Source organism: Pseudomonas sp. LBUM1671 (genome assembly GCF_059695685.1).
In genome coordinates, this window is record NZ_CP166782.1 from 1,620,802 (window position 1) to 1,645,888 (window position 25,087).

At 61.3% G+C, this 25,087-nt stretch carries 16 protein-coding genes and 1 pseudogene; 6 read left to right on the forward strand and 11 right to left on the reverse strand.

Translation table 11 applies throughout. The features are described from left to right. Nucleotides 1-181: 181 nt before the first annotated feature. Nucleotides 182-1,114 (forward strand): DMT family transporter, encoded by a 933-nt coding sequence (locus ACA060_RS07330; RefSeq protein WP_109628505.1) that lies wholly within the window; start codon nucleotides 182-184, stop codon nucleotides 1,112-1,114. On the opposite strand, the gene ACA060_RS07335 is transcribed toward ACA060_RS07330, so the two are convergent. Beyond that, the gene (locus ACA060_RS07335; protein WP_497316338.1) at nucleotides 1,059-2,240 is read right to left on the reverse strand and encodes an MFS transporter; all 1,182 of its coding nucleotides are present in this window, start codon (nucleotides 2,238-2,240) and stop codon (nucleotides 1,059-1,061) included. The two genes, ACA060_RS07330 and ACA060_RS07335, sit on opposite strands and share 56 nt — an antisense overlap. A 103-nt stretch (nucleotides 2,241-2,343) precedes the next feature. Between ACA060_RS07335 and ptrR the strand changes: the two genes are divergently transcribed. Together ptrR and ACA060_RS07345 are read left to right on the forward strand one after the other, a co-directional pair. Next, nucleotides 2,344-3,237, forward strand: a complete 894-nt coding sequence (gene ptrR / locus ACA060_RS07340; protein WP_109635971.1) for a putrescine utilization regulator PtrR — start codon at nucleotides 2,344-2,346, stop codon at nucleotides 3,235-3,237. Between the two features lie 139 nt (nucleotides 3,238-3,376). Continuing rightward, entirely contained in the window at nucleotides 3,377-3,505 is a 129-nt protein-coding gene (locus ACA060_RS07345) for a PA1414 family protein (protein ID WP_007914492.1), read from the forward strand. A 207-nt stretch (nucleotides 3,506-3,712) separates the two neighbouring features. On the opposite strand, the gene ACA060_RS07350 is transcribed toward ACA060_RS07345, so the two are convergent. The 6 genes from ACA060_RS07350 to speB form a co-directional block, all read right to left on the reverse strand. Continuing rightward, nucleotides 3,713-3,964, reverse strand: coding sequence for an HAD family hydrolase (locus tag ACA060_RS07350; RefSeq protein ID WP_109628507.1), 252 nt, complete (start codon nucleotides 3,962-3,964; stop codon nucleotides 3,713-3,715). A gap of 54 nt (nucleotides 3,965-4,018) precedes the next feature. After that, complete coding sequence (locus ACA060_RS07355) at nucleotides 4,019-4,744, reverse strand: MBL fold metallo-hydrolase (protein ID WP_497316341.1); 726 nt, start codon at nucleotides 4,742-4,744, stop codon at nucleotides 4,019-4,021. A gap of 84 nt (nucleotides 4,745-4,828) precedes the next feature. Beyond that, the gene (locus tag ACA060_RS07360; protein WP_497316343.1) at nucleotides 4,829-6,208 is read right to left on the reverse strand and encodes a sodium:solute symporter family protein; all 1,380 of its coding nucleotides are present in this window, start codon (nucleotides 6,206-6,208) and stop codon (nucleotides 4,829-4,831) included. A gap of 192 nt (nucleotides 6,209-6,400) precedes the next feature. Further along, nucleotides 6,401-7,912, reverse strand: a complete 1,512-nt coding sequence (locus tag ACA060_RS07365) for a purine-cytosine permease family protein (RefSeq protein WP_497316345.1) — start codon at nucleotides 7,910-7,912, stop codon at nucleotides 6,401-6,403. A gap of 54 nt (nucleotides 7,913-7,966) precedes the next feature. Then, nucleotides 7,967-8,374: a YybH family protein gene (locus ACA060_RS07370; protein ID WP_010462006.1), complete on the reverse strand. Its 408-nt coding sequence runs from the start codon at nucleotides 8,372-8,374 to the stop codon at nucleotides 7,967-7,969. Between the two features lie 9 nt (nucleotides 8,375-8,383). Then, nucleotides 8,384-9,334, reverse strand: a complete 951-nt coding sequence (gene speB / locus ACA060_RS07375) for an agmatinase (protein ID WP_010462004.1) — start codon at nucleotides 9,332-9,334, stop codon at nucleotides 8,384-8,386. A 363-nt stretch (nucleotides 9,335-9,697) separates the two neighbouring features. On the opposite strand from speB, the gene ACA060_RS07380 reads away from it, so the two are divergent. Both ACA060_RS07380 and ACA060_RS07385 read left to right on the forward strand, forming a co-directional pair. Continuing rightward, entirely contained in the window at nucleotides 9,698-10,591 is an 894-nt protein-coding gene (locus ACA060_RS07380) for a LysR family transcriptional regulator (RefSeq protein ID WP_007945995.1), read from the forward strand. A 4-nt stretch (nucleotides 10,592-10,595) separates the two neighbouring features. Then, entirely contained in the window at nucleotides 10,596-11,192 is a 597-nt protein-coding gene (locus ACA060_RS07385) for a tRNA-uridine aminocarboxypropyltransferase (RefSeq protein ID WP_497316347.1), read from the forward strand. 147 nt (nucleotides 11,193-11,339) lie between these two features. On the opposite strand, the gene ACA060_RS07390 is transcribed toward ACA060_RS07385, so the two are convergent. Genes ACA060_RS07390 through ACA060_RS07400 form a run of 3 tightly spaced genes read right to left on the reverse strand, consistent with a single transcriptional unit; the run spans nucleotide 11,340 to nucleotide 16,253 of the window. Beyond that, nucleotides 11,340-12,707: an HlyD family type I secretion periplasmic adaptor subunit gene (locus tag ACA060_RS07390; RefSeq protein ID WP_109628512.1), complete on the reverse strand. Its 1,368-nt coding sequence runs from the start codon at nucleotides 12,705-12,707 to the stop codon at nucleotides 11,340-11,342. 9 nt (nucleotides 12,708-12,716) lie between these two features. After that, nucleotides 12,717-14,876 (reverse strand): type I secretion system permease/ATPase, encoded by a 2,160-nt coding sequence (locus tag ACA060_RS07395; protein WP_109628513.1) that lies wholly within the window; start codon nucleotides 14,874-14,876, stop codon nucleotides 12,717-12,719. Between the two features lie 18 nt (nucleotides 14,877-14,894). Next, entirely contained in the window at nucleotides 14,895-16,253 is a 1,359-nt protein-coding gene (locus tag ACA060_RS07400; protein ID WP_497316350.1) for a TolC family outer membrane protein, read from the reverse strand. 589 nt (nucleotides 16,254-16,842) lie between these two features. Between ACA060_RS07400 and ACA060_RS07405 the strand changes: the two genes are divergently transcribed. Next, nucleotides 16,843-24,009 (forward strand): retention module-containing protein, encoded by a 7,167-nt coding sequence (locus ACA060_RS07405; RefSeq protein ID WP_497316352.1) that lies wholly within the window; start codon nucleotides 16,843-16,845, stop codon nucleotides 24,007-24,009. 377 nt (nucleotides 24,010-24,386) lie between these two features. Here the strand turns inward: ACA060_RS07405 and ACA060_RS07410 are convergent. Further along, nucleotides 24,387-24,745, reverse strand: a pseudogene (locus ACA060_RS07410) (DUF6124 family protein). Nucleotides 24,746-25,087: the final 342 nt, after the last annotated feature.

A 25,087-nucleotide genomic window follows, 5' to 3' on the forward strand; every position in this document is an offset into this window, starting at 1 on the left:
CGGCTTCGCGAGCAAGCCCGCTCCCACAGGAATTGCCTTTAACCGGCCTATCTCTTACAGGCGGCATTTTCTGGCCATCTGGTTAATAATCGACAGCATAATTTTTCGCCCCAGCCTTGAGCTGGGGCTTTACTTTTTACTGTCGAGTCCCTGCCATGGATTGTGTTTTCGAGGGCTTCCGGTGAACGCCACCCGGCGTAGCGCCGATGGGTTTGCCCTGCAAGTGATGATCGGGTTGTGCCTGATCTGGGGCGTGCAGCAGGTGATGATCAAATGGGCGGCGCCCGACATCGCACCGGTCATGCAGGCGGCGGGGCGGTCGGGTATTTCCGCGCTGCTTGTAGGACTGTTGATCTGCTGGAAGGGTGGCTGGGACCAGGTCAGCAGCACCTGGCGCGGTGGCTTGTTGGCCGGTGCGTTGTTTGGTCTGGAGTTCTTTTTCATTTCCGAAGGTTTGCAACTGACCACGGCAGCGCATATGTCGGTGTTCCTTTACACCGCGCCGATTTTTACCGCGTTGGGCGTGCACTGGCTGCTGCCGAGCGAACGTCTGAGGCCGGTGCAATGGCTGGGGATTTTCCTTGCCTTCGTCGGGATCGCCATCGCGTTTGCCGGCGGCGTGTCCTGGGACAACCTCGATCACCGCATGCTGATGGGTGATGCGTTGGGCGTGCTGGCCGGCGCATCCTGGGGCGCGACCACGGTGGTGGTGCGCGCTTCGCGACTGTCAGAAGCCCCGGTCACGTTGACACTGTTCTATCAACTGATCGTCGGCTTCGTCGGTTTGCTGCTGATCGCGATCCTCAGCGGCCAAGTAACCCATGTCAGCCTGACCACCGTCGCGGTGGCCAGCGTGCTGTTCCAGGGATTGGTGGTGTCGTTCTTCAGCTACCTGACATGGTTCTGGTTGTTGCGCCGTTATCTGGCGGCGAACCTGGCGGTGTTTTCGTTCATGACGCCGCTGTTCGGCGTCACGTTCGGCGTGGTGTTGCTGGGTGAAGAGCTGAGCCTGAACTTCGTCATCGGCGCGGTGCTGGTGCTGCTGGGCATCACGTTTGTCAGCGCTGAGCAGTGGGTGCGCCGTCGTTTGCGCAAAGCCCTTGGGCAGCAGTGACGGGACGCAGTAACAACCCACCGGCGACAAGCAAGCCGCTGCCGGCAACCACCAGCGCTGGCTGCAAACCACCACTGAAATGGCTGCTCAGCGCTGCCAGCAACGGTCCGGCGAGCTGACCCACGGCAAAGCAGGCCGTTAGCATCCCGGCGTTGCGTTGAGTAGCGTGGGGCGCCAGTTCCCGGGAGCGTTGCATCACCAATTGCATGCAGGCCAGGAACGGCGTGCCGCAAAGAATCACCCCCAGCGCCAGGCCCGACCCGCTGCCCAACAAGCAGGCAAAGACGCCGGCGGCTTGCAGCCACAGCGTCACCATCAGCCAGTGACGAGTGCCATTCGGGGTTTGCCGACGCAGGCTGACCAGCACCACCCCGATAGCCGACGCCAGGCCGAAGCTCGGCCAGAACAGGTCGGCCTGCCATTGGCCATGGAACTGTGCGCTGGCCATTTGCGAAAGGAACGTGGCGGGGATGATGTAGCCCAAGCCGTACAACCCGTAGATCACACCTAGACGACCAATGCCTCGCTGGTTCGAAGTGGCTGTGCTCGGTGCGGCAACCGCAGTCGCGGTCGATTGCGGCAAAAACGGCAGAATCCCCAGCAGCATTGCCAATGCGACACCGGCATACACCAGCCACAGGGTTGCAGACGTCTGCCCCAGCAGGTGCGAGCCCAACGCCAACATTCCTGTGAGAAAAATCCCCAAGCCCGGTCCGGCAAATACCTGGGCGCCCAGTCGTGGGCGGCCGGCTGCCGCTGCCAGTGGCTGGCTCAACGCCGTGATCATCACCAGCACCCAGGCGCTGGCCACGCCGGTACCGAATCGCAGCACCAGGTGCGACCAGAACCCGTTGGCCCAGAACGACGCCAGCGTCAGCAGCACACACAGCCACAACCCACCGAGCAGTCGCCGACGAACTTGTTCGGGACGGCGAGAGAACATGGCGTCCACGGCGCCGACGAAGTAGCCGAGGTAGTTGGCGGCGGCAATCAGACCGGCGGCAGTCAGGTCGATCTGACCTTCGCTGAGCAAGTGCGGCATTTGCGGCGTGAGGGCGAAACGCCCGATGCCCATGGCCATCATCAGGGCAATAAAACTGGCGAGTAAGCGAATCAAGGGAGACATGGTCTGGATTCCGGCAAAGGATCAATGACCGTCAGGCTAGGACTGATTGACTTTCTTTAAAAATGAATAATAGTGAGTAACTTGTTCTGATTTGGAGAAGATCGTGGAGTTCAGCCAGTTACGAATCTTCCAGGCCGTGGCGCAAGAGGGCTCGATCACCCGTGCTGCCGAACGATTGCACCGGGTGCCATCGAACCTGTCGACGCGGCTCAAGCAACTTGAAGAGCAGCTTGGTGTAGAGCTTTTCGTCCGCGAGCGTCAGCGCCTGCAATTGTCGCCTGCGGGAAAAGTCCTGCTGGACTACACCGCCAAACTCTTCAGCTTGCGCGACGAAGCCCAGGCAGCAGTGCAGGGCGGGCAACCGGCCGGGGACTTTGTGCTGGGCACCATGTACAGCACGGCGGCGATTCATTTGCCGGGACTACTGGCGCGTTATCACCGCACGTATCCGGCGGTGAACCTGCAAGTGCAGTCCGGGCCCAGCGGCGAATTGCTTGAAGGTTTACTCACCGGTCGTCTCGACGCGGCGCTAGTGGACGGCCCGCTGGAGTTGGCCGGCCTGGACGGTGTGCCGTTGTGCGACGAGCGGCTGGTGCTTATCAGCGAGGCCGATCACCCGCCGGTGCGCAGCGCACTGGATGTCGAAGGGCGCTCGGTGTTTACCTTTCGTCAGGGCTGTTCCTACCGAATGCGCCTTGAAGCCTGGTTCGCCCATGACCACGCGGCCATGGGCCGGGCGATGGAGATTGAATCCTATCCGGGCATGCTGGCTTGTGTGATTGCCGGCTCGGGCGTGGCGCTGATGTCGGAGTCGATGCTTGCCAGCCTGCCGGGCCGCGAAAGCGTGGCGGTGCACCCCTTGGCGGAACCGTTTGCCCACGCGACGACCTGGCTGATGTGGCGCAAGGGCATGGTCGGGGCCAATCTGAACGCATGGATTGAGCAGCAACAGGCGATCTATCCATCGGCGCCGATGCAGGCTGCGGCGATTGCTTGAACTATCGGTCAGGTATTTTGATCCATTCAGTAACAGATCATTGCGGATTTGGCCGAGCATTGCGTAGGACTTCGGACTATTATCAGTGCGAAGGGGCTACAGAATTTCAGCCGCTCGGCACTACCCTGAAGGGGGCACCATGAAAGAGAAAATCCAAAACTGGCTGCACGATCTGGGTGTTGCACTCGGTTTGATCGAGCCGCCTCTGCAACCTGTGCCTATTCGCACTGATGACGAACAGCGCCGACGCCAGCAGCGCCGTCGGTGACTGCCAACACAGGGCCCGTGACGAGCGGGCTTGTTGTGGCGAGGGGATTTATCCCCGTTCGGCTGCGAAGCAGTCGTAAATAGCTTGACGCGGTCAGGCAGATACCACCCGGTTGAATGGTCTTGGGGCTGCTCCGCAGCCCAACGGGGATAAATCTCCTCGCCACAGGTCCACTGTTCACCACCAGAGCGTGTTGGACATTCGGATTCAATCCCGCCCAATCTCCACCAAAAACCGACTCAAATCATTCGCCGTCCTGGCGTCCTTGAGCATCCGGTCTTCTTGCGCCGTAAATGCCGTCAACCCCAGCTCATCTTCCAGATGGAAGATCAGCTCTTCAATATCCTGTTTATCCAATCCCAACTGCGCCAGGCTGGCGTTGTCGTCGAAGTCATCCTGACTCTCCAACAGGCGGCTGATGAAGCGATGCACGGCAGCACGAACGGCAGCTCTTTTCATGGTTGTCTTCGAGGGCGTTATTGTTGTTTTCCCTGTGCTTGAGTACAGCAGTCTTCAGGCGTGTGAGCGCTGCCACTCGTCAATCATCGTGCGCAAATGATCCCCGGAAAAACTGCCGAAATGCCCGCCGTGCACCGTGCGTATCGGCAACGCGCGCAGGCGTTGCAGGCTGCGAGCGTAGTCGTCGAGATTGGAATGGTAGGCGTCTTCGATCAGCGGCCCGTCGTAGATGATGTCCCCGCTGAACAAGGTCTCGGTCGCGGCTTCATACAGGCTGATGCCACCCGGTGAATGCCCCGGCGTGTGCAGCACTTGCAGCACCCGATTGCCCAGATCCAGCACGTCGCCTTCTTCAATCATCCCAGTGGCCGGCGCGGCTTTGACCCGGTATTCGGCGTAGCACAACGGGCAGTCCGGGTGCGCCTCGAACATCTCGTCGCCGACAAACGCCCGGCTCAAATCGTTTTCGCCGTCAGGTGCCGCCAGGATGTCGGCCTCGGCTGGATGCACCAGGCGTTCGGAAAATTCGTGATGCCCGGCAATGTGGTCGAAATGGCAATGACTGGCCACCGCCACCAAGGGCCGCTCGGTGATCCACGGCAGTTGCTCGCGCAGACTGACCAGCCCGGAACCGCTGTCCAGCAGCAAGTCCCTGTCGCGGCCCTGAATGTGCCAGAGGTTGCAGCGATAGAAGGGCCGGATGTAAGGCTCGTGAATCAGCCGAATGCCGTCACTGAGCTGTTTGACCTCGAACCACTGATCGCGGCTGACGATCTTCATAAGCAGTTTCCTTCAGACGAAAAAAACGGGTGTGGCAACCGACGCCACACCCGTCGAAGAAAGCATCAAGTCGTTATGTTCAGCTTAGATGGCGCTCGCCACCGCTGTCGGACGACGGGACAGCAAGCTGACCACGACGAAGCTCACCAGGCTAACGCCGAGGCTGTAGTAGATCGGGGTGTTGGCGTCCATACCGTCCTTGAACATGAACACCAGCGCGGTGACGAAGCCCAGAGCCATACTGGTGATCGCGCCGGCCGTAGTGGCGCGTTTCCAGTAGATAGCCCCCATCAACGGGATCAGCATGCCGCCCACCAAAAGGTTGTACGCCAGGGTCAATGCGCTGATTACGTCGTTCACCACCAAAGCGATGCCGAGTACCGCAATGCCGGTCAGCAGGGTAAACAGGCGGTTAACGTTCACGTTCGATTGCTTGCCGCCACGCAGCTTCGGTAGCAGGTCTTCACTGAGGGTGGTGGATGCGGCGAGCAGGCCGGCGCTGGCGGTGGACATCATGGCCGCCAGTGCTGCAGCGATTACCAGGCCGCGGATACCGTCCGGCAGGGACACTTTGACGATGGCGGCAAAGGCATTGTTGACGTTGTCCAGGTCCGGAATAAGCACATGAGCGGCCATGCCGATCAGCGCACACACCAGGCCGTAGACAATGCAGTAGATCCCGGCAGACGTACCCGCGTACTTGGCGACTTTCTCGCTTCGTGCGGTGAACACCCGTTGCCAGATGTCTTGACCGATCAGGATGCCAAAGAAGTAGATCATGAAGTAGGTGATGATGGTGTCCCAGCCGATGCTGGTGAAGCTGAAGCTGGCGGCTGGCAATTGGGCAACCAGTTGATCCCAGCCACCGACACGGTACAGGCAAATCGGCAGCAACAGGAACATCAGGCCCACGGTCTGGATACCGAACTGGACGATGTCGGTCAGGGTCAGGGACCACATGCCCCCGATGGTCGAGTAAATCACCACCACACCACCGCCGAGCAGTATCGAGACCCAGAATGGCAAGCCGAACAGCACTTCCAGAACGGTGCCGATCGCCAGGATCGACGTCACGCCGATCATTAGTGCATAGGCCAGCATGATGGTCGCGCTCGCCGTACGAGCCATTGGGTTATAGCGCTTTTCCAGCACCTGGGTAACGGTGAATACCTTCAGTTTCAGCAGCGGTTTGGCGAGGAACAGGTTCAGCGCCACGATCCCGCAACCCAGTGCGGCGCACAGCCAGAAACCGGAAATGCCATGAACATAACCCAGGCGCACGGTGCCCACAGTGGACGCGCCACCCAGAACGGTGGCGGCCATGGTGCCCATGTACAGGCCCGGACCGAGGTTTCGACCGGCGACCAAGTAGTCTTCGTTGGTTTTGGCCTTGCGCATGCCAAAGTAGCCGAGTATCAGCATCGCGGCGGCGTAGATGAGTACGACGAATAAATCCAAAGCCATGATGGCGTGTCTCCGATTGTCTTTTTTATGGTGAGGCGAAAATCAATCCCTGTGGGAACATCAATCCCTGTGGGAGCGTGGCTTGCCCGCGAAGGCGATGTGTCAGTCAACATCGATGTTGAATGTGCCGCCCCCTTCGCGGGCAAGCCACGCTCCCACAGGTATTGCGTTGATCACAGGTAATGTGTTGAATCAGGCGGCTTGTCGCAGCGCCGGTTTACCGAGCGAATCCTTGCCCTTGCTACGTGCATCATTCGGCCCGAACACCGCAGCCGGTTCCGGGAACAGGCTCAGCAGCGTCAGGTACACCAGCGACGCGAGGCCGAGGGTCACAGGCAGGCTGATGTCGATGCCGCCCGCCAGTTCGCCCGGTGGGCCAACGAATTGCCCCGGCAGGTTCACAAAGCACAAACCCACCAGTGCACTCGGGATCCAGGCACCCAGCCCACGCCAGTTCCAGCCGTGGGTGAACCAGTAGCGGCCACCTTTCTCGCCGCGGGTGAACACTTGCAGGTCATCCGGGCAGTAGAAGCCGCGGCGCACCAGCAGGCCGATGATCATGATCACCATCCATGGGGTGGTGCAGGTGATGATCAGCACGGCGAAGGTCGACACGCTCTGCACCAGGTTCGCCGCAAAGCGCCCGATGAAGATGAAGGCAATCGACATCACGCCGATCAGCAAGGTCGCCTTGACCCGCGACAGCACCCGAGGGAACACGCTGGACATGTCCAGCCCGGTGCCATAGAGCGAGGTGGTGCCGGTGGACATACCGCCGATCACCGCAATCAGGCACACCGGCAGGAAGAACCAGCTCGGCGAGACCGCCAGCAGACCACCGACGTAGTTGTTGGCCGCGATGTAGTCCGGTGCCTTGATCGCCACGATGGTGGCGGTGGCGAGGCCGAACAGGAACGGGATGAACGTGGCGATCTGCGAGATCACCACGGCGGCCATGATCCGGCGCTTGGAGGTGTCACGCGGGATGTAGCGCGACCAGTCACCGAGAAACGCGCCGAAGGAAATCGGGTTGCTCATCGCGACCAGTGCGGCGCCGATGAAGGCGGCCCAGAAACCCGGTTGGCCCAGGCTGACGGTGCCGGCGTAGTTCACATCGAAGGGCCCGACGAACGCGAAGATGCCCAGCAGGAACAGCAGACTGGCGCTCCACACCGCAATCTTGTTCACCCACAACAGGAAGCGGAAGCCATAGATGCAAACCGTCAGCACCAGAATCGCGAACAGACCGTAGGCCAGGCCCAGGGTCAGGTCGGTTTCCGGCAGGCCGATCAGGCGTTTCGCACCACCGATCAGCGCATCACCCGAACTCCACACCGAGAGCGAGAAGAAGGCGATGGCGGTCAGCAGCGACAGGAATGAACCGACGATCCGCCCGTGTACGCCGAAGTGCGCACCGGAAGACACGGCGTTGTTGGTGCCATTGAGCGGCCCGAACAGGCCCATTGGCGCGAGGATCAGCGAGCCCAGCAACACGCCCAGCACAATCGCCCAGACGCCGGCCTGAAAAGACAGGCCGAACAGTACCGGGAAACTGCCGAGCACGGCGGTGGCAAAGGTGTTGGAACCGCCGAAGATCATCCGGAACAAGTCCGTCGGGCCTGCGGTGCGTTCGTTGTCCGGGATCTGTTCGACCCCGTGGGTTTCAATCTGCGTAAGGCTTTGGTCTTTGTTGTTGTTATTCATGATCAGCTCCGATCATAAAGGCGCGCTCATCGTGTGTGAGCGTCACCTGTTTGGCTAAGGGGGTGGCAGCCCTTCCGGCATCGCGGACAAATGTTCGTGGCAGGCCAGCCATAGGCCTTGTTGTTGTCGGCGAAACACAATCGTCTCGCGCTCCTGGCTGAAGTGTTGCTCCCCTTGCATGCGCAGCTCGGTGGCCACGTCATGGATGAAAATCGCCACGTCACCTTGCAGGCTGACGAAAGCGTTGCTTGACGTGCACGCAAGCACCTCGAAGCCATCCTCGGCGCGCCAGGTGTCCCACAACGCCTGATAGGCATCGCGCGACAGCAGGGGCTGCTCGAGGGTGTAGAACACGAAGCTGGCATCGGCGCTGAACGCGCCGAAGTAGGCTTCGCGATCGTTACGGGCGAAGGCTGACACCAGATCGGCGGCGGCTTTCAAAACCTGATCACGTTCGGTCATGACCGATCCTCAGCGGTGGGCCACGCCAGGCAGTACGCAGAGCATTTCGTACAGCAGGTTGGCGGCCAGCAGCGAGGTGTTGCCGGTGGTGTCGTAAGCGGGCGAGACTTCTACCAGATCGCAGCCGATCAGGTCGAGGCCTTGGCAGCCGCGAATGATCTCAATCGCCTGAATGGTCGTCAGACCACCGATTTCCGGGGTGCCGGTGCCTGGTGCCCAGGCTGGGTCGATGCCGTCGATGTCAAATGTCAGGTACACCGGACCGCCACCGACTTTCTCGCGGACTTCAGCCATCAGCGGGGCCAGGGATTTGTGCCAGCACTCTTCAGCCTGAACGACACGGAAGCCTTGTTTACGGCTCCAGTTGAAGTCTTCGGAGGTGTAACCCTGAGCGCGCAGGCCGATTTGCACCACGCGGTCGCAGTCGATCAGGCCTTCTTCGGCCGCGCGACGGAACGTGGTGCCGTGGGCGACTTTCTCGCCAAACATGTGATCGTTCACATCGGCGTGAGCGTCGATGTGCACCAGACCGACCTTGCCGTGCTTTTTGTGAATCGCACGCAGGATCGGCAGGGTGATGGTGTGGTCGCCGCCCAGGGTCAGCGGGATCACGTTGTGTTCGAGGATGGCGTCGTAGGATTCTTCGATGATCCGTACGGCGTCCAACAGGTTGAACGTGTTGATCGCCACGTCGCCGATGTCGGCAACCGACAGCGAGTCAAACGGCGCAGCGCCGGTCGCCATGTTGTACGGGCGGATCATCACCGATTCAGCGCGGATTTCGCGAGGTCCGAAGCGAGTGCCGGGGCGCAGCGAGGTGCCGATGTCCAGCGGAACGCCAACAAAGGCAGCATCCAGGCCGGCAGCGGTAGGCAAATGGGGGAGTCGCATCATGGTGGCGATGCCGCCGAAGCGCGGCATTTCATTGCCGCCCAGTGGTTGGTGAAGAATCTTGTCCACGGGTAAGGCCTCATCGTCGTTGTTTTATTTATGTCGGTTGCGCCGCTCCGGGGAGGTTCGGGCACCGTTAGGGGCCGATTCTGCGAAATGTAGTGGCCGGGAAGAATCGCTACGGGCAAATACTTAGTTCAGATTTTTCTAAACTAATGCAGATGACGGCGATAGACTCGCAATGCTTATGTAGCAGCTGCCGAGCCTGCGAGGCTGCGTTCGGCTGCGCAGCAGTCGTAAACCTGAGCGCGAGGTTATCCTGAAACACCGCGTCGCCTGATTTCACGACTGCTGCGCAGCCGAACGCAGCCTCGCAGGCTCGGCAGCTGCTACAAGACCTCATCGTCTACATGTGCTTTTGCCGGAGCCCCCATGGCCAACGCTTTACCCGACCTGAAACTGTTACGCATCTTCGTCAGCGTGGTGCGTCATCAGGGGTTCGCCAACGCCCAGCAAGAGCTCAACCTCTCGACTTCGGCCATCAGCACCTACATGAGCCAGCTCGAAGCGGCCCTTGGCCTGGTGCTCTGCCATCGCGGTCGCGGCGGTTTCAGCCTGACCAGCAAAGGCGAGTTGTTCCATCAGGAAACCCTGCGTCTGCTCGGCGAACTCGAAGGCTTCGAGCAATACGCGGCGGCGTTGAAGGGCGAATTGCGCGGCACGCTGAACCTGGGTGTGATCGACTCCACCGTCAGCGACAAGGCCTTGCCGTTCGCCGAAGCCATCGGCGCCTACAGCCAGGAACACCCGGCCGTGCATTTACACCTGTCGGTCATGAGTCCCTACGAATTGCAGCTCGGCGTACAGGACAACCGTCTTGACCTCGCCATCGGTGCGTTTTCCACGCGCATGAGCGGTCTGGTCTACATGCCGCTCTACCGCGAACAACACTGGCTGTATTGCAGCAGCCGTCATCCGCTGTTCACCGAACGGCGCATCCCCGAGCAAGTCATTACCCAGCAGCGCATGGTGGGTCGCGGTTACTGGAGCCAGGCCGAACTGGCCCGTCACGGTTTCAAGCACAGCGCCGCCACCGTGGAAAGTATGGAGGCGCAGCTGATTTTGGTGCTGTCCGGCGCCTACATCGGTTACCTGCCGGAGCACTACGCCCAGGCCTGGGCGGACAAGGGCGATTTGCGCGTGTTGCTGCCCGCGACCTTCGGTTATCAGGCGCCGTTCTCGATGATCGTGCGCCGTGGCCGCAGCCGTGAGCCGCTGATCCAGACTTTCCGCGATCTGCTCAAAGCACAACTGAACCAGGCCTGAGAACATGTCCAGAATCCAGTGTCCACGCTGCCTGCGCCCACAAACCCACTGCCTGTGCCCGTTGATCCCGAGCCTCGACAGCCGCACCCGGGTGTTGCTGCTGCAGCACCCGAGCGAAGTGAACCATGCGCTGAACACGGCGCGACTCGCCGCGTTGGGCTTGAAGAATGCCGAGTTGATTGTCGGTGAGGTGTTCGAGGACTTGCCGGCGCTGTTGAATCCGCCGGGGTATCAGGCGCGATTGTTGTTTCCTGCCGACGATGCGCAGCCGTTGCAGGCGTACACCACGAATGACCAGCCGCTTTTGCTGGTAGTCCCGGACGGCACCTGGCGCAAGGCGCGCAAGATGTTGCACCTCAATCCGTTGCTGGCGGCGTTGCCGAGGGTGATGTTGGCGGAGGGTGGGGTGTCGAGATATCGACTGCGCAAGGCGCCGGGGCCGGGAGCGTTGTCGACGGTGGAGGCGATTGTCCAGGCGTTGCAGACGCTGGAAGCGCCGATCTCTTTTGAACCCTTGCTAAAACCGTTCGAGGCGCTGATCGAGGGGCAGATTGCGGCGATGGGGGAGGAGACCTTCCAGCGCAATCATGGCGACAGATAAGTATTGTCTGTACCGGCCCCATCGCTAGCAGGCTAGCTCCCACATTTGATCAGTTGTGAATACAAACATGTGTTCACTCCAAGTTCCCTGTGGGAGCTAGCCTGCTAGCGATAGCCATTGCACAGTCAATAAAGATTCCGGCCGAATCTACCGTTCCCGCATCGCCTCGGTCCGTGCTTTCAGCACCGGTTTCAACAAGTAATCCAGCACACTTTTCTCGCCCGTGATGATATCCACCGTCGCCACCATCCCCGGAATAATCAGCAACGGTTTCACATCCCCGCCCAGGTGATTCTTGTCGGTCCTTACCTGGATCAGATAAAAGCTGTTGCCCTTGTCATCAGTTATCGTGTCCGCACCAATCAACTCCAGCTTGGCCGTCAACCCGCCATAAATCGTGTAGTCGTACGCGCTGAATTTCACCATCGCTTTCTGCCCCGGATGCAGGAACGCCACGTCCTGCGGCCGCACCTTGGCTTCGATCAGCAAGTTGTCTTCAATGGGGACTATTTCCACCATGTCGCTGCCCGGTTGAACCACGCCGCCGATGGTATTGACCTTCAGCATCTTGATAATCCCGTGCACCGGCGACACCACGGTGGTGCGGGTCACGCGGTCATCGATGGCGATGCTCGACGCTGTGATTTTCGACAGGTCGGTGCGTTTTTCATTCAGCTCTTTCGCCGCGTCCGAGCGAAAGGATTGTTCCGATTCATCAATCTTGCTTTTGATCTCGTTGATCGCCGATTCCGCCCGGGGAATTGCCAGCGTCGTGGCGTTCAGCGAGCCGCGAATCTCCACCGCGCTGCGTTTGAGCCGCAGGATTTCCACCGGTGAAACTGCCCCGGTGCCCACCAGCGGCGCGGACATGTTCATCTCTTGTTGCAGCAACGCCAGGCTCGAACTGAACTGGCCCTGTTTGGAACGGAATTCCGCCAGTTCCTGAGTCTTTTGCCGCAGTTGTTCGGTCAGTGTCCGTTGCTCGCTGGCCAGCCGGCGCTGACGTTGTTCGTACAGCGAGCGCTCGTCTTCGGCCACCTGCGGGGCCTTGGCGATCACCTCAGGCGACAGCTTGAACGGCCGGCCTTCCGCTTCGGCCGACAGACGCTCGACCTGCGCGGTCAGCGCATAACGATCCGCTTCGCTTTCGCCCTTGTTCGACAGGAATCGCGTGTCATCGAGGCGCAGCAAGGTGTCGCCCTTGTTCACCATTTGCCCTTCGCGCACGAAGATCTCGGTGACGATGCCGCCCTCGAGGTTCTGGATCACCTGGATCTTGCTTGATGGGATCGCCTTGCCTTCGCCCATGGTGACTTCTTGCAGCACTGCAAACTTGGCCCAGACCAGCGCGGTAATCAGCAGCGCTGCGGCCAGCCACACGGTGATCCGCGACCAGCGCGGCGAATCCTGCAGCGAAGCGCCGGCGGTTTCCGGCATGAATTCGCTTTCTGCGGTTTTGCCGAAGCTGCCGAAGTAGCCCCGGTCTTGTGGCGTGTCGGACGATGAACGGGCCATGGGTAGCTCCTAGACAGCCGCAGAGCCGACACGGCCCTTGCGCAGTGCATCGATGACCGCTTCTTTCGGACCGTCGGCAACGATCCGCCCGTTGTCCAGCACCAACAGCCGATCCACCAGACTGAGCATCGAGGTGCGGTGGGTCACCAGCAGTAAGGTCTTGCCCTGTACCCAACCGTGGAGTTTTTGCCGCAAAACGTCTTCGCTGCTGTTGTCCATGGCGCTGGTGGGTTCGTCGAGCAGCATGATCGGTGGATCCAGCAACAAGGCCCGGGCCAGCAGCACGGCCTGGCGTTGACCGCCGGACAGCAACTGCCCGCGTTCGCCCACGGGCCGGTCAAACCCTTGCGGATGCTGACGCGCCAGCTCGGTGACGCCAGTCAGCTCGGCGACTTCGAGCATTCGTGAATCGCTGATGTAACGGGCGCCGAGGGTCAGGTTGTCGCGCAAGCTACCGGCCAACAGCGGCAGGTCATGGGCGACGTAACCGATTTGCTGGCGCAGGTCGGCGACATCGAGTTGCCGCAGGTCCAGTCCATCGAGCAAGAGTTGGCCTTCTTCTGGCGCATAGAACCCCATCACCAAGCGCGCCAAGGTGCTTTTGCCAGAACCGCTGCGGCCAATGATGCCGATCCGTTCGCCGGGTTTGACGCTGAAACTGACGTTGGCCAGGGCTGGGGCGTTCTGGCCGTTGTAGTGGAAGGTCACGCCGCTGACATCCATCGCGCCTTGCAGCTGCGTACGCTCCAGCGGCCGCTGGTTGGCGTCGCGCTCTTGCGGCAAGGACATCAGCGCATCGGTGCTTTTCATGGTCAGCTGCGCTTGCTGGTAGCGGGTGATCAACCCGGCGATTTGCCCCAAGGGCGCGAGTACGCGGCTGCCGAGCATGTAGGTCGCCACCAGCGCACCGACGCTGAGGTTGCCGGCGATGATGCTGTAGACCCCGGCGACGATGGTCGCCATGCCGGAGAACTGCTGGATGAACAGCGTGCCGTTGGTGGCCAGCGCCGAGAGGTTGCGCGCATGGCTGTCGAGGCGGGTGAGGGCGCCGTGGGTGCTTTCCCATTTGTGCTGGCGTTCGCTTTCGGCGCTGCACGCTTTCAGGGTTTCCAGGCCGCCGAGGGTTTCAATCAGCAGGGCCTGGCGCTCGGCGCCGAGGCTCAGGCTTTTCTGCACGGTGTCGCGCAGGCGCACCTGAATCACCATCGCAAAAATGATCGTAATCGGAAACGCTAACAATGGAATCACCACCAGCCAGCCGCCGAGCAAGCCGATCACCACCAGCATCAGCACGGCGAAGGGCAGGTCGATCAGGCTGGTCAGCGTGACGGCGGTGAGGAATTCGCGCAGGCCCTGGAAGTCATGGATGCTCTGGGCGAAACCGCCGATGGTCGCCGGCCGCGCCTTCATTGCCATGCCGGTGATGCGTTCGAACAAGGTCGCGGAAAGAATCACATCGGTTTTCTTCCCGGCGGTGTCCAGCAAGTGTGCGCGAACCACCCGCAACACCAGTTCGAAACCGGTGCCGATCAGCAAGCCGATCGACAGCACCCACAAGGTCGAGGTGGCCTGGTTAGGCACCACGCGGTCGTAGGTTTGCATCACGAACAGCGGCACCATCAACCCCAAGAGGTTGATCAGGAAACTCGCCAGAATCGCATCGCTGTACAGCCATTTCGACAGCTTCAAGGTGTCGCGAAACCACGCTTCCACGCGCGGCACCAGCGGCGAGCGCAGGTCTTCGAGTTCATGGCGTGGCCGGGCGAATAGCGCCTGGCCACTGTAGTTTTCGGCCAGCTCTTCGCGGCCGACCCATTGTTCACCGCCGTCCGCTTCGCTGGGTAGAATCAGCAACCGGCCGTCATCGCCGAAGCGTCGCAAGATGGCGGTGCGGCCGTTGTTGAGGATCAGCATCACAGGCAGGTTGAGCGCGGAAATGTCCGCCAGTTCGCGGCGCAGCACCCGCGCCTGCAAGCTGGCGCGGGCGGCTGCACGCGGCAACAGGTCCAGGCTCAAGCGCTGCTTGTTCAGGGGCAGCCCGGCACTCAGGCTGGCGCGACTGACCGTCGCGCCATGGAGTTTGCAGAGGATCAACAGACCGTCCAGAAGCGGGTCATCGAAGCTCAGGCGCGGATCGACACCGATGTTGCCGGGTTCCATGCTGGTCAAATTGATCTCTCCACAGGCCTACTTCAGTTCAGGCAAACGAGCTTCGTTTTTCACTTCGGTGGAGGCAATTGCATCGGCGGGCAATACCACTCGCTGTTTGCTCAGCAACTGGCCCATGTTCGCCAGCACGCGGTACATCGAGAACTCCTCGGTGTAGCGCACTTCGGTGTAGCGGCGGTTGGCGTTGTAGAGTTCGTTTTCACTGTCGAGCAAGTCGAGCAGGGTGCGTTGGCCGAGGCCGAACTGATCCTGATACGCCACGCGCACACGTCGGCTGGTATCCGCGTATTCGCGGGCAGTCGGGGTCTGCTTCTTGGCGTTGACCATGGCGTTCCAGGCCAGGTGGATGTTCTCGTTGAGTTGGCGCAGGGCGTTGTTGCGGATGTCCATCGCCTGGTTGATCTGATGCGCATTGGACTGCAGGCGCGCCTTGTCGCTGCCACCGCGGAACAGGTTGTAGTTCATCACCACGCCCACGCGCCATTCGTTGTCGTGGCCTTCATCGCCTTGCACGTTGTTGTTCGCGCCCACCGCCGCTTCGGCATCAAAACGTGGGTAGAACGGCGACTTGGAGACTTCGTACTGGCTCTCGGCCGATTGCACGTCAGCCTGGGCGGATTTCAAGTACGGGTTGTTTTCCACCATGCTCTGCTGGGCTTCCGGCAGGGTGGCGGGCAGTTCGCCGCGGATCGACGGCGGTGCTTCGAGTTCATCGGGCATGCGCCCGGTGACGGCGTAGAAATTCGACTCGGCATCCGCCAGATCGACCTCGGCGGTGTCGAGGTTGTTTTGCGCCAGTGCCCGGCGCGCGCCGGATTGGTCGGAGTCGGCGTTGCTGCCGACACCACGCTGGGTGCGCAGGCCGATCTGGTCGTTGACCCGCAAGTGAGCCTGCAGGTTGTTCGTGGCCAGGGTCACCAGTTCGCGGCGCTTGAGCACTTCGAGGTAGACCTCGGTGGTGCGCAATGCCAGGTCTTGGGCGGTGCCTTGCGCGTAATAGGCCCGGGAGTTGACCACGCCTTTGGTGCGTTCGACTTCGTTCGCGGTGTTGAAACCGTCGAACAGCATCTGCCGCAGGCGCAGCTCGGATTGGGTGTAGGTGAGGATTTCGGTGTTGTGATTGCCGAACGCCCGGGTGTTGGTGTTATCGCTGTACCCGCGCCCGTAGGCGGCGTTCAGGTCCACGGATGGATAAAAGCCCCCTTTGGCGACTTTCACTTGCTCATCGGCCGAGAGACGGCTGTCCACCCGCGACGCCAGTTCGGGGTGAGTTGCGATGGTGCTCTGGATCGCCTCGGTCAACGACATGGCCTGGGCCTGGGATGTGCAGGCCATGGCCAACAGAATTGCGCTGCAAAGGGGGGTTAAAACGCGCATGGGTACATCTCCCTGATTCCTGATGGTTCTTTATCAGTCGCCAAATATTTGACGACATTTATAGGCAAAACCGTTTCATGCTTGTAACAACGTAGCTAAGAACATTCTAGAGCGTAGCTAAGAAATTTTTTTCATAGGGTTTATTCCAAAAAAAACTTATGCGCTCTGCAAAATCCAGCACATTGTTCACTCTGAAAGCCCTTGATTCAGGAGCTCTAGAGAGTATTCGAGGGTTTGAGGAAAGTTCCATCCACTTATCGACATAGGGCGGAGAAGTGCTGGAGGGGAGGGACGCGAAACGGTTTTGAGGCGACATTTTTTTGTCACTCAATAGGTTCAAAATCGTTACGCATCGCTCGATGGGCAATGTGTCGGCGATTGGATCCCCAAGGTGGTTGATTGCATTGGGGTTTTGCCAAAAACGGACACATTGCCCGCGAGCGGCACGCTTGGTGAGACGATCGCCGGGGCAGCGGCTTACTCAGGTAAACGCACCTGCGGACGATCCGCCAGGCAACCTGCTTCAACCATGAGCACGTTCTTCGCACAAACAGGGTGCCGACAGCGGTTGGCAGCGGAGGAAATGCACATGGCAACGCTCATCGGTATCGTCAGTAAAGTTATTGGTCAGGTGTTCGCGGAAAGCGGTGGCACCCGACGTGCGCTGGTCGAGGGCGATCGATTGTTCGCCGGCGACCAATTGATCACCGGGGCCGAAGGCGCGGTGGCCGTGCGTCTGCAAAATGGCCAGGAGCTGACCCTCGGGCGCGGCAGCAGCCTGCAAATGACTTCCCAGTTACTGGCGCATCAGGCGCCCCATGTGGATACCGCTGAAGCGGTAACGCCGACTCAGGCGCAACTGACCGATGTCGAGCAACTGCAAAAAGCTATCGCTGCCGGCGATGACCCGACTCAAACGGCTGAAGCCACGGCGGCCGGACCTGCTCCGACCGGCGCACCCGGTGGGGCGGCGGGCGGCGGCCACAGTTTCGTCATGCTCGAAGAAGTGGGCGGGCGGGTCGATCCCGTCATTGGCTTCCCCACCGCAGGCTTCAACGGCATTCCCGAATTTCCGCTGGAACGTCTGGCCGGTGACCCGGACAACGGCGACAACGGCGACGGCGGTGCCGGTTCAGGGGGCACAGGCGTCTTGCCGAACAACCCGGTTACCCTCGCGGGCCTGTCGGTCGCGGGGGGCGAACTGACCCTCAACGAAGCCAACCTCGCCGACGGTTCTGCCAGCAATCCGGGCGCGCTGATCCAGAACGGCACCTTCACCGTGTCCGCGCCCGACGGGCTGACCAGCCTGAGCATCGGCGGGATCAACGTGATCACTGGCGGCGTGGCCGCAGGCTTCCCGCAGTCGATCACCACGCAACTGGGCAACACCCTGACAATCACCGGTTACAACCCGGCCACTGGCGTGGTGAGTTACAGCTACACCCTGGTCGGCAACGACACCCATTCGGCTGGCGAAGGGGCCAACACCCTCAGCGAACAGTTCACCGTGGTCGCTAATGATTCCAATGGCGACACCGCCACCGGCACGCTGGACGTGAACATCACCGACGACGTGCCCAAAGCGGTCGATGACACCAACGCCAGCACCGCTTCGGAAACCCTGCTGACCTTGACCGGCAGCGTGCTGCCCAACGACTCGCAAGGCGCTGACCGCATTCCCACCGGCCCCAACAGCGGGCCGATCATCGGCGGCACCTTCACCGGGACATACGGCACCCTGGTGCTCAATCCCAACGGCAGTTACACCTACACGCTGAACATCAGCGACGCCGATTTCAAGGCGCTGCACGGTGGTGGCAGCGGCACCGAAACCTTCACCTACACCCTGACTGATGCCGATGGCGACACCAGCACCGCCAACCTGGTGCTGGAGATCCACAACAACGATGACCCGGTCACGCTTGGCGGCCTCAACGTCGAAGGCGGCGAACTGGTCGTCTACGAGAAAAACCTCAGCGACGGCACTAGCCCCGATGCACCAGCGCTGACCCAGAACGGCACCTTCACCATCACCGCCCTCGACGGCGTACAAACCCTCAGCGTCGGCGGCATCAACGTGGTGGTCGGCGGCGTGTCCGCAGGGTTCCCGCAATCGATCGTCACGCCGCTCGGCAGCACGTTGACCATCACCGGGTTCGACAGCGCCACCGGCGTGGTCAGTTACAGCTACACCCTGGCCGATAACGAAGCGCATCCGACGGCGAATGGCGCCAACGGCATCTCCGAGCAATTCGCCGTGACCGTGGTCGACGACAACGGGACTACCGCCAACGGCAATCTCGACGTCAACATCGTCGACGACCTGCCCCAAGCGGTCGATGACAGCAACGCCGGCACCGCATCGGAAACCTTGCTGACCCTCAACGGCAACGTGCTGACCAATGATTCGCAAGGCGCCGACCGCGTGACCGTCGGCGAGAATGCCGGCCCGATCACCCCCGGCACGTTCGTCGGGACTTATGGCACCCTGGTGCTGAACGCCAACGGCACGTACACCTACACCCTCAACACCAGCGATGCGGATTTCAAAGCCCTGCACGGCGGTGGCACGGGCACCGAAACCTTCGCCTACACCATTACCGATGCCGACGGCGATACCAGCACCGCCAACCTGGTGCTGGAAATCCACAACAACGATGACCCGGTGACCATTGACGGCCTCAACGTCAATGGCGGCGAACTCACCATCTACGAGAAAAACCTCAGCGACGGCACCAGCCCGAACACGCCAGCCCTGACCCAGAGCGGCACCTTCACCGTGACGGCGCTCGATGGTCTGCAAACCCTGACCGTGGGCGGGATCAACGTGGTGACCGGTGGCGTGGCCGCAGGTTTCCCGCAATCGATTGTCACACCGCTCGGCAGCACGCTGACCATCACCGGCTACAACCCGGCGACCGGCGTGATCAGCTACAGCTACACCTTGGCCGATAACGAAGCGCATCCGACCGCCGACGGCGCCAACAGCCTCACCGAGAACTTCAACGTGGTGGCGACGGACACCGACGGCAGCACCGCGTCAGGCCAGATCAACGTCAACATCGTCGACGACCTGCCCACTGCGCACCCCGATTTCGCCTCGGTGGACGAGGGCGCGACGATCTCGGGCAACGTGCTGGATAACGACATCGGCGGTGCCGACGGCCCGGCGCTCAGCGGCGCCGTGGTTGGCGTGCGCGCAGGCAGCGACACCTCGACTTCGGCCATCGGTGGCCTGGGCACGAACATCAACGGCACCTACGGTTACCTGACGCTGGATGCCAACGGCAACGCGACCTACCACAGCAATCCCAACGCGGTGAACGGCCCGGGTGCGATCGACGTGTTCACCTACACCGTGCGTGATGCCGATGGTGACGAAAGCACCACCACCATCACCATCGACGTGTCCAACAGCAGCATCGTCGCCTCCACCGATACCGACGTGACCGTCTACGAAAAAGCCCTCGACCTGACCCAGGACGGGCAAGACCTGGCGGCCGGCACGGTCATCGGCAGCGATCCGACCAGCACCGGCGAAACCGCCAAGGGCACGCTGGTCGGCTCCGTCACCGGTGCGGTCGGCGCGATTACTTACACGCTGGTGGGCAGCGCCACGGGCAACTATGGCCAGCTCCAGCTCAACCCCAGCGGCACGTACACCTACACCCTGACGTCGCCTGCGACCACCACGCCGCATGTCAACGATGGCGCGAACACCCTGACCGAGAGCTTCACCTACCAGGCCACCGACTCGCTGGGCAACAGCACCACCAGCACCATCGTGGTGAAGATTGTCGATGACGTGCCAAAAGCCTTCGACGACAGTAACGCCGTCAAGGCGTCGGAAACCGCCCTGACACTCAACGGCAACGTCCTGACCAACGACGTCCAGGGCGCGGACCTCGTCGCCACCGGGCCAAATGCCGGGCCTGTGACTCCAGGCACCTTCACCGGGACTTACGGCACACTCGTCCTGAACGCCAACGGCACGTACACCTACACGCTGAACACCAACGATGCCGACTTCAAAAACCTGCACGGCGGCGGCACGGGCACCGAAACCTTCGCCTACACCATTACCGATGCCGACGGCGATACCAGCACCGCCAACCTGGTGCTGAACATCCAGAACAACAACGATCCGGTGACCCTCAACGGCCTCGATGTGTACGGCGGCGAACTGACCGTCTACGAAAAAAACCTCAGCGACGGGACCACCCCGAACGCGCCAGCCCTGACTCAGAGCGGCACCTTCACCGTGACCGCGCTGGACGGACTGCAAACCCTGACCGTCGGCGGCATCGCGCTGGTCACCGGCGGCGTGGCGGCAGGCTTCCCGCAATCGGTGGTCACACCGCTCGGCAGCACGCTGACCATCACCGGTTACAACCCGGCGACCGGCGTGGTCAGTTACAGCTACACCCTGGCGGACAACGAAACCCATCCGAATGCCAACGGCGCCAACGGCATCACCGAGAACTTCAATGTGGTGGCGACGGACACCGACGGCAGCACCGCTACAGGTCAGATCAACGTCAACATCGTCGATGATTTGCCGACCGCCAAAGCGGACACGGCGAGCGTGGTCGAAGGCGGCACGGTCAGCGGCAACGTGCTGGACAATGACATCAAGGGCGCCGACGGCGCGGCAGCCGGTGGGGCTGTGGTCGGCGTGCGCGCAGGCTCGGACACGTCGTCCTCGGCCATTGGCGGCCTGGGCACGAACATCAACGGCACTTACGGTTACCTGACGCTGGATGCCAACGGCAACGCGGTCTATCACAGCAATCCCAACGCCGTGAGCGGAGCGGGCGCCACGGACACGTTCACCTACACAGTGCGCGATGCCGACGGCGATGAAAGCACCACCACCATCACCATTGACGTGTCGAACAGCTGCATCAAAGCGGTCACCGACACCGATGTCACCGTCTACGAGAAAGCGCTGGACCTGACCAGGGACGGGCAGGACCTGACGGCCGGCACCGTTACCGGCAGCGAGCCCGGCAACACCGGCGAAACGGCCACCGGCACCCTGGTCGGCTCCGTCACCGGCGCGAGTGGCGCCATCACCTACACCCTGGTCGGCAGCGCCACCGGGACGTACGGGCAAATGCTGCTCAACCCCAACGGCACCTACACCTACACCCTGACCTCGGCGCCGAAAACCTCGCCGAACGCCAACGACGGCCCGAACACCCTGAGCGAAAGCTTCACCTACAAAGCTACGGATGCACTGGGCAACAGCACCACCAGTACCATCGTGGTGAGCATCGTCGATGACGTGCCCAAGGCGGTTGCCGCCGATCGTTCGGTGGCCGCGGTCGAGATCGATTCCAACCTGCTGTTGGTGATCGACGTCTCCGGCAGCATGGTCGACCCCTCCGGCGTACCCGGGCTGTCGCGGTTGGCGCTGGCCAAGCAGGCGATCAGTGCCTTGCTCGACAAGTACGACGACCTGGGCGATGTGAAAGTGCAGATCGTCACCTTCAGCAGCAACGCCACCGACAAGACATCGATCTGGGTTGATGTAGCGACCGCCAAGTCGATCATCTCCGGCCTGACTGCCGGCGGTGGCACCAACTACGACGCGGCAGTCGCGACGATGCAAACCGCGTTCAACACCTCGGGCAAACTGACCGGGGCGCAGAACGTCGGCTACTTCTTCTCCGACGGCAAACCCAATGAAGGCAACATCGGCAGCGCAGACGAAGCCGCGCTCAAAGCCTTCCTCGACGCCAACAGCATCAAGAACTACGCGATCGGCCTGGGCAGTGGCGTGAGCAACGCCTACCTCGATCCGCTGGCTTATGACGGCAGCACCCACACCAACACCAACGCTGTTGTGGTGACCGATCTCAACCAACTCAACTCGGTGCTCTCGGGCACGGTGATGGGGGCGCCAGTCACGGGCACCTTGCTGGAGGGCGGAACATTCGGCGCCGATGGCGGCTTCATCAAAACCCTCGTGGTCGACGGCACCACGTACACCTACGACCCGAAAGGCAACAGTAATCAGGGCGCGCTGAACTTCAGTGGCGGCGCCAACCACGGCACGTTCAACACGGTGAACAACAGCATCAGTATCGCCACCAACAATGGCGGCACCCTGGTGGTGAACCTCGACACCGGCGAGTTCACCTACACCTCACAAAAAACCACGTCGGTGGTGATCACTGAAAACATCGGTTTCACCGCCAGCGACAACGATGGCGACCTGGCCAGCTCGACGCTGACGGTCAAAGTCATTCCGAACGCGGCCCCGGTCGCGGTCGATGACCACATCATCACCAACGTGCTCTCGGGCAACATCGTGGTGCCGGGCGAGTTGCTGCTGGCCAACGACACCGATGCCAATGGCGATCCGCTGACGGCGTCTCCCACCAACTTCAACACCGGCTGGATTTCAAAAGGCGCCGACTTCACCGGCACCGGGGCGATCAGCTTTTCCTCGACCGGCAACAACACCTCTAATCAGGTCCTGGCGAACGTGCGCAGCGCCTTTACGGCGAACGCGGCGACCATGACGGCGGTGTTGGTGGTCAGTGGTTATCTGGGCGGGGTTACCACGGGCAACGCCAACGATGAGGACCGGATTACCGTCAACCTCAAACAGGGCGAAACCCTCAACCTGGACCACAACCTGGCGGGTGGACACATCGCCATGGAGTACTCGCTCAATGGCGGCGCGTGGATCGCTCTCGCGGACGGGCAAACCCTCACCGCGGCGGCGGACGGGACCTATCAGATCCACGTCACCAACATCACCAACACCAGCGGCAGCGGCGTGAACAACGCGGAATACTACCAGCTGACCATGACCCTCAATTACTCCGGCGGCCACGACATCGCTCCGGACGCCCACGGCACCTACACCGCCAACGACAACCATGGCGGCAGCGACGGCGCAGCGGTGACCATCAGCTACCAGGAAGGCCACACCCTCACCGGCACCGCAGGCGACGATGTGTTGGTGGCGGGCACTGGCAATAACGTCCTCAATGCCGGTGACGGCAACGATGTGCTCACCGCCGGCTCCGGCAACAACGAGCTACACGGCGGCGCCGGCAATGACTTGCTGTTCAGCGGCACCGGCAACGACCTGCTCGACGGTGGCACCGGCACCGACACCGTGAGTTACGCCCACGCCACCGCCGGGGTCACGGTCGACCTGAGCGTGGCCACCGCGCAAAACACCGGCGGCGCCGGCACCGATACCTTGACCGCTATCGAAAACCTCACCGGCTCCAACTTCAACGACTCGCTCACGGGCGACAACCTGAGCAACGTCATCACCGGCGGTTTGGGCGACGACATCCTCAAGGGTGGTGGCGGCGACGACTTCCTGATCGGCGGCCTGGGCAACAACACCCTCACCGGCGGGGCAGGGGCCGACACCTTCCAGTGGCTCAAAGGCAACAGCGGTCACGATGTCGTCACCGACTTCACCCCGGGCACCGACAAACTCGACCTGTCACAACTGCTGCAAGGCGAAAACGGCACGGCGGCGTCACTGGATGACTACCTGCACTTCAAAGTCGTCGGCAGCGGCGCCTCGGTCCTCACCAGCATCGACGTCAGCGCCATGGCCGGCGCGGCACCGAACCAGACCATCGACCTGGCCGGCGTCAACCTGGCCAGCCACTACGGCGTCACACCGGGAGCGGGCGGGGTGGTTGCGGGCGGGCATGACACGGCGACGATCATTAACGGCATGTTGAATGACCATTCGTTGAAGGTGGACACCGTGTGATCTGAAGGCTGACCTCTGAAACGACAAAACCCGCCATTTCCGATAAAGGAATGGCGGGTTTTTCGTTGCCTGTGAGATCGCCATCGCGAGCAAGCCCATTCCCACATTCAGTCTTCAGTGGACACAAAACCGGCGAACAACCCAGATCACTGTGGGAGCGGGCTTGCCCGCGAAGAGGCCCAAAAGACCACCACAGAACTCATAGCCTGAATGGCTTTTGTGGCGAAGGAGCTTGCTCCCGCTCGGTTGCGAAGCAGCCCCAAAACCATTCACCGCAGATTTTCAGGTAGACCGCCTATGCCGGGAGGGCGGCTGCTGCGCAGCCGAGCGGGAGCAAGCTCCCTCGCCACAGGTCAAGGTTCGTCGCAGGGTCTTCGCTAACCCTGTGGAACGAAATTATCCAGCATCCGGTTCACCGCCAATTCCCCCAGCATCACCACCTGCTGAATCCCCAACACCGTATTGCGATGCGACCCCTCCATCAATCCCGCAAAATTACTCAACATCACACTCGCCGACGCCAGGGTTTCACAGGCGTTGACCAATAGCGTTTCGTCATTGGTGTCGGGGGCAATGGAGTAGATGGTGCTGGGTTTACGCGGGGTGTCATTGGGAATGACCGGTTTGAGGTAGTAGTCGAGGGCGCGGTCGGCGGCTTCGTTGAGTTTTTTGGAGTCGGGGTTTCGTACGGGGAAACGTCGTCGGTTTCGGGTGGGTTGGGTGTGATCTTTGGCATTTGAAGCTCCTTGATGAGGGGAGCCGTCATCCATCGCTGCTAAACGAAGTGGGTGGCGGCTGTACGCGGGTTAGCAGACCAGGCATCAAGGAACCCGGCGCACCGAAGTGCCCCACGCAAGCCGCCATAATGCAGACCAGCTGACGAAAAACACTGTCGGCTGATCAGGGGCGACACTGACGTGCCTTGATATTCCGAGCTGCTAAACCCGATCGCTGAATTGTCAGCGACCCGGAAACAATAGAGACCCGGTCCAAGGCACACAAGCCGGCGGATTCTGGCGCAGTCGTAGGCAACGGCGCAAGGATGTGTAGCCTGAGTGAGTGTCTAGGGATGTCGATT

Bases quoted from the DNA above. Each gene is read 5' to 3' on its own strand.
- ACA060_RS07355 (WP_497316341.1), bottom strand. From the start codon at position 4,744: ATGAAGATCGTCAGCCGCGATCAGTGGTTCGAGGTCAAACAGCTCAGT.
- ACA060_RS07405 (WP_497316352.1), top strand. From the start codon at position 16,843: ATGGCAACGCTCATCGGTATCGTCAGTAAAGTTATTGGTCAGGTGTTC.
- ACA060_RS07335 (WP_497316338.1), bottom strand. From the start codon at position 2,240: ATGTCTCCCTTGATTCGCTTACTCGCCAGTTTTATTGCCCTGATGATG.
- ACA060_RS07350 (WP_109628507.1), bottom strand. From the start codon at position 3,964: ATGAAAAGAGCTGCCGTTCGTGCTGCCGTGCATCGCTTCATCAGCCGC.
- ACA060_RS07385 (WP_497316347.1), top strand. From the start codon at position 10,596: ATGTCCAGAATCCAGTGTCCACGCTGCCTGCGCCCACAAACCCACTGC.
- ACA060_RS07365 (WP_497316345.1), bottom strand. From the start codon at position 7,912: ATGAATAACAACAACAAAGACCAAAGCCTTACGCAGATTGAAACCCAC.
- ACA060_RS07360 (WP_497316343.1), bottom strand. From the start codon at position 6,208: ATGGCTTTGGATTTATTCGTCGTACTCATCTACGCCGCCGCGATGCTG.
- ACA060_RS07400 (WP_497316350.1), bottom strand. From the start codon at position 16,253: ATGCGCGTTTTAACCCCCCTTTGCAGCGCAATTCTGTTGGCCATGGCC.
- ACA060_RS07345 (WP_007914492.1), top strand. From the start codon at position 3,377: ATGAAAGAGAAAATCCAAAACTGGCTGCACGATCTGGGTGTTGCACTC.
- ACA060_RS07380 (WP_007945995.1), top strand. From the start codon at position 9,698: ATGGCCAACGCTTTACCCGACCTGAAACTGTTACGCATCTTCGTCAGC.
- ACA060_RS07390 (WP_109628512.1), bottom strand. From the start codon at position 12,707: ATGGCCCGTTCATCGTCCGACACGCCACAAGACCGGGGCTACTTCGGC.
- ACA060_RS07370 (WP_010462006.1), bottom strand. From the start codon at position 8,374: ATGACCGAACGTGATCAGGTTTTGAAAGCCGCCGCCGATCTGGTGTCA.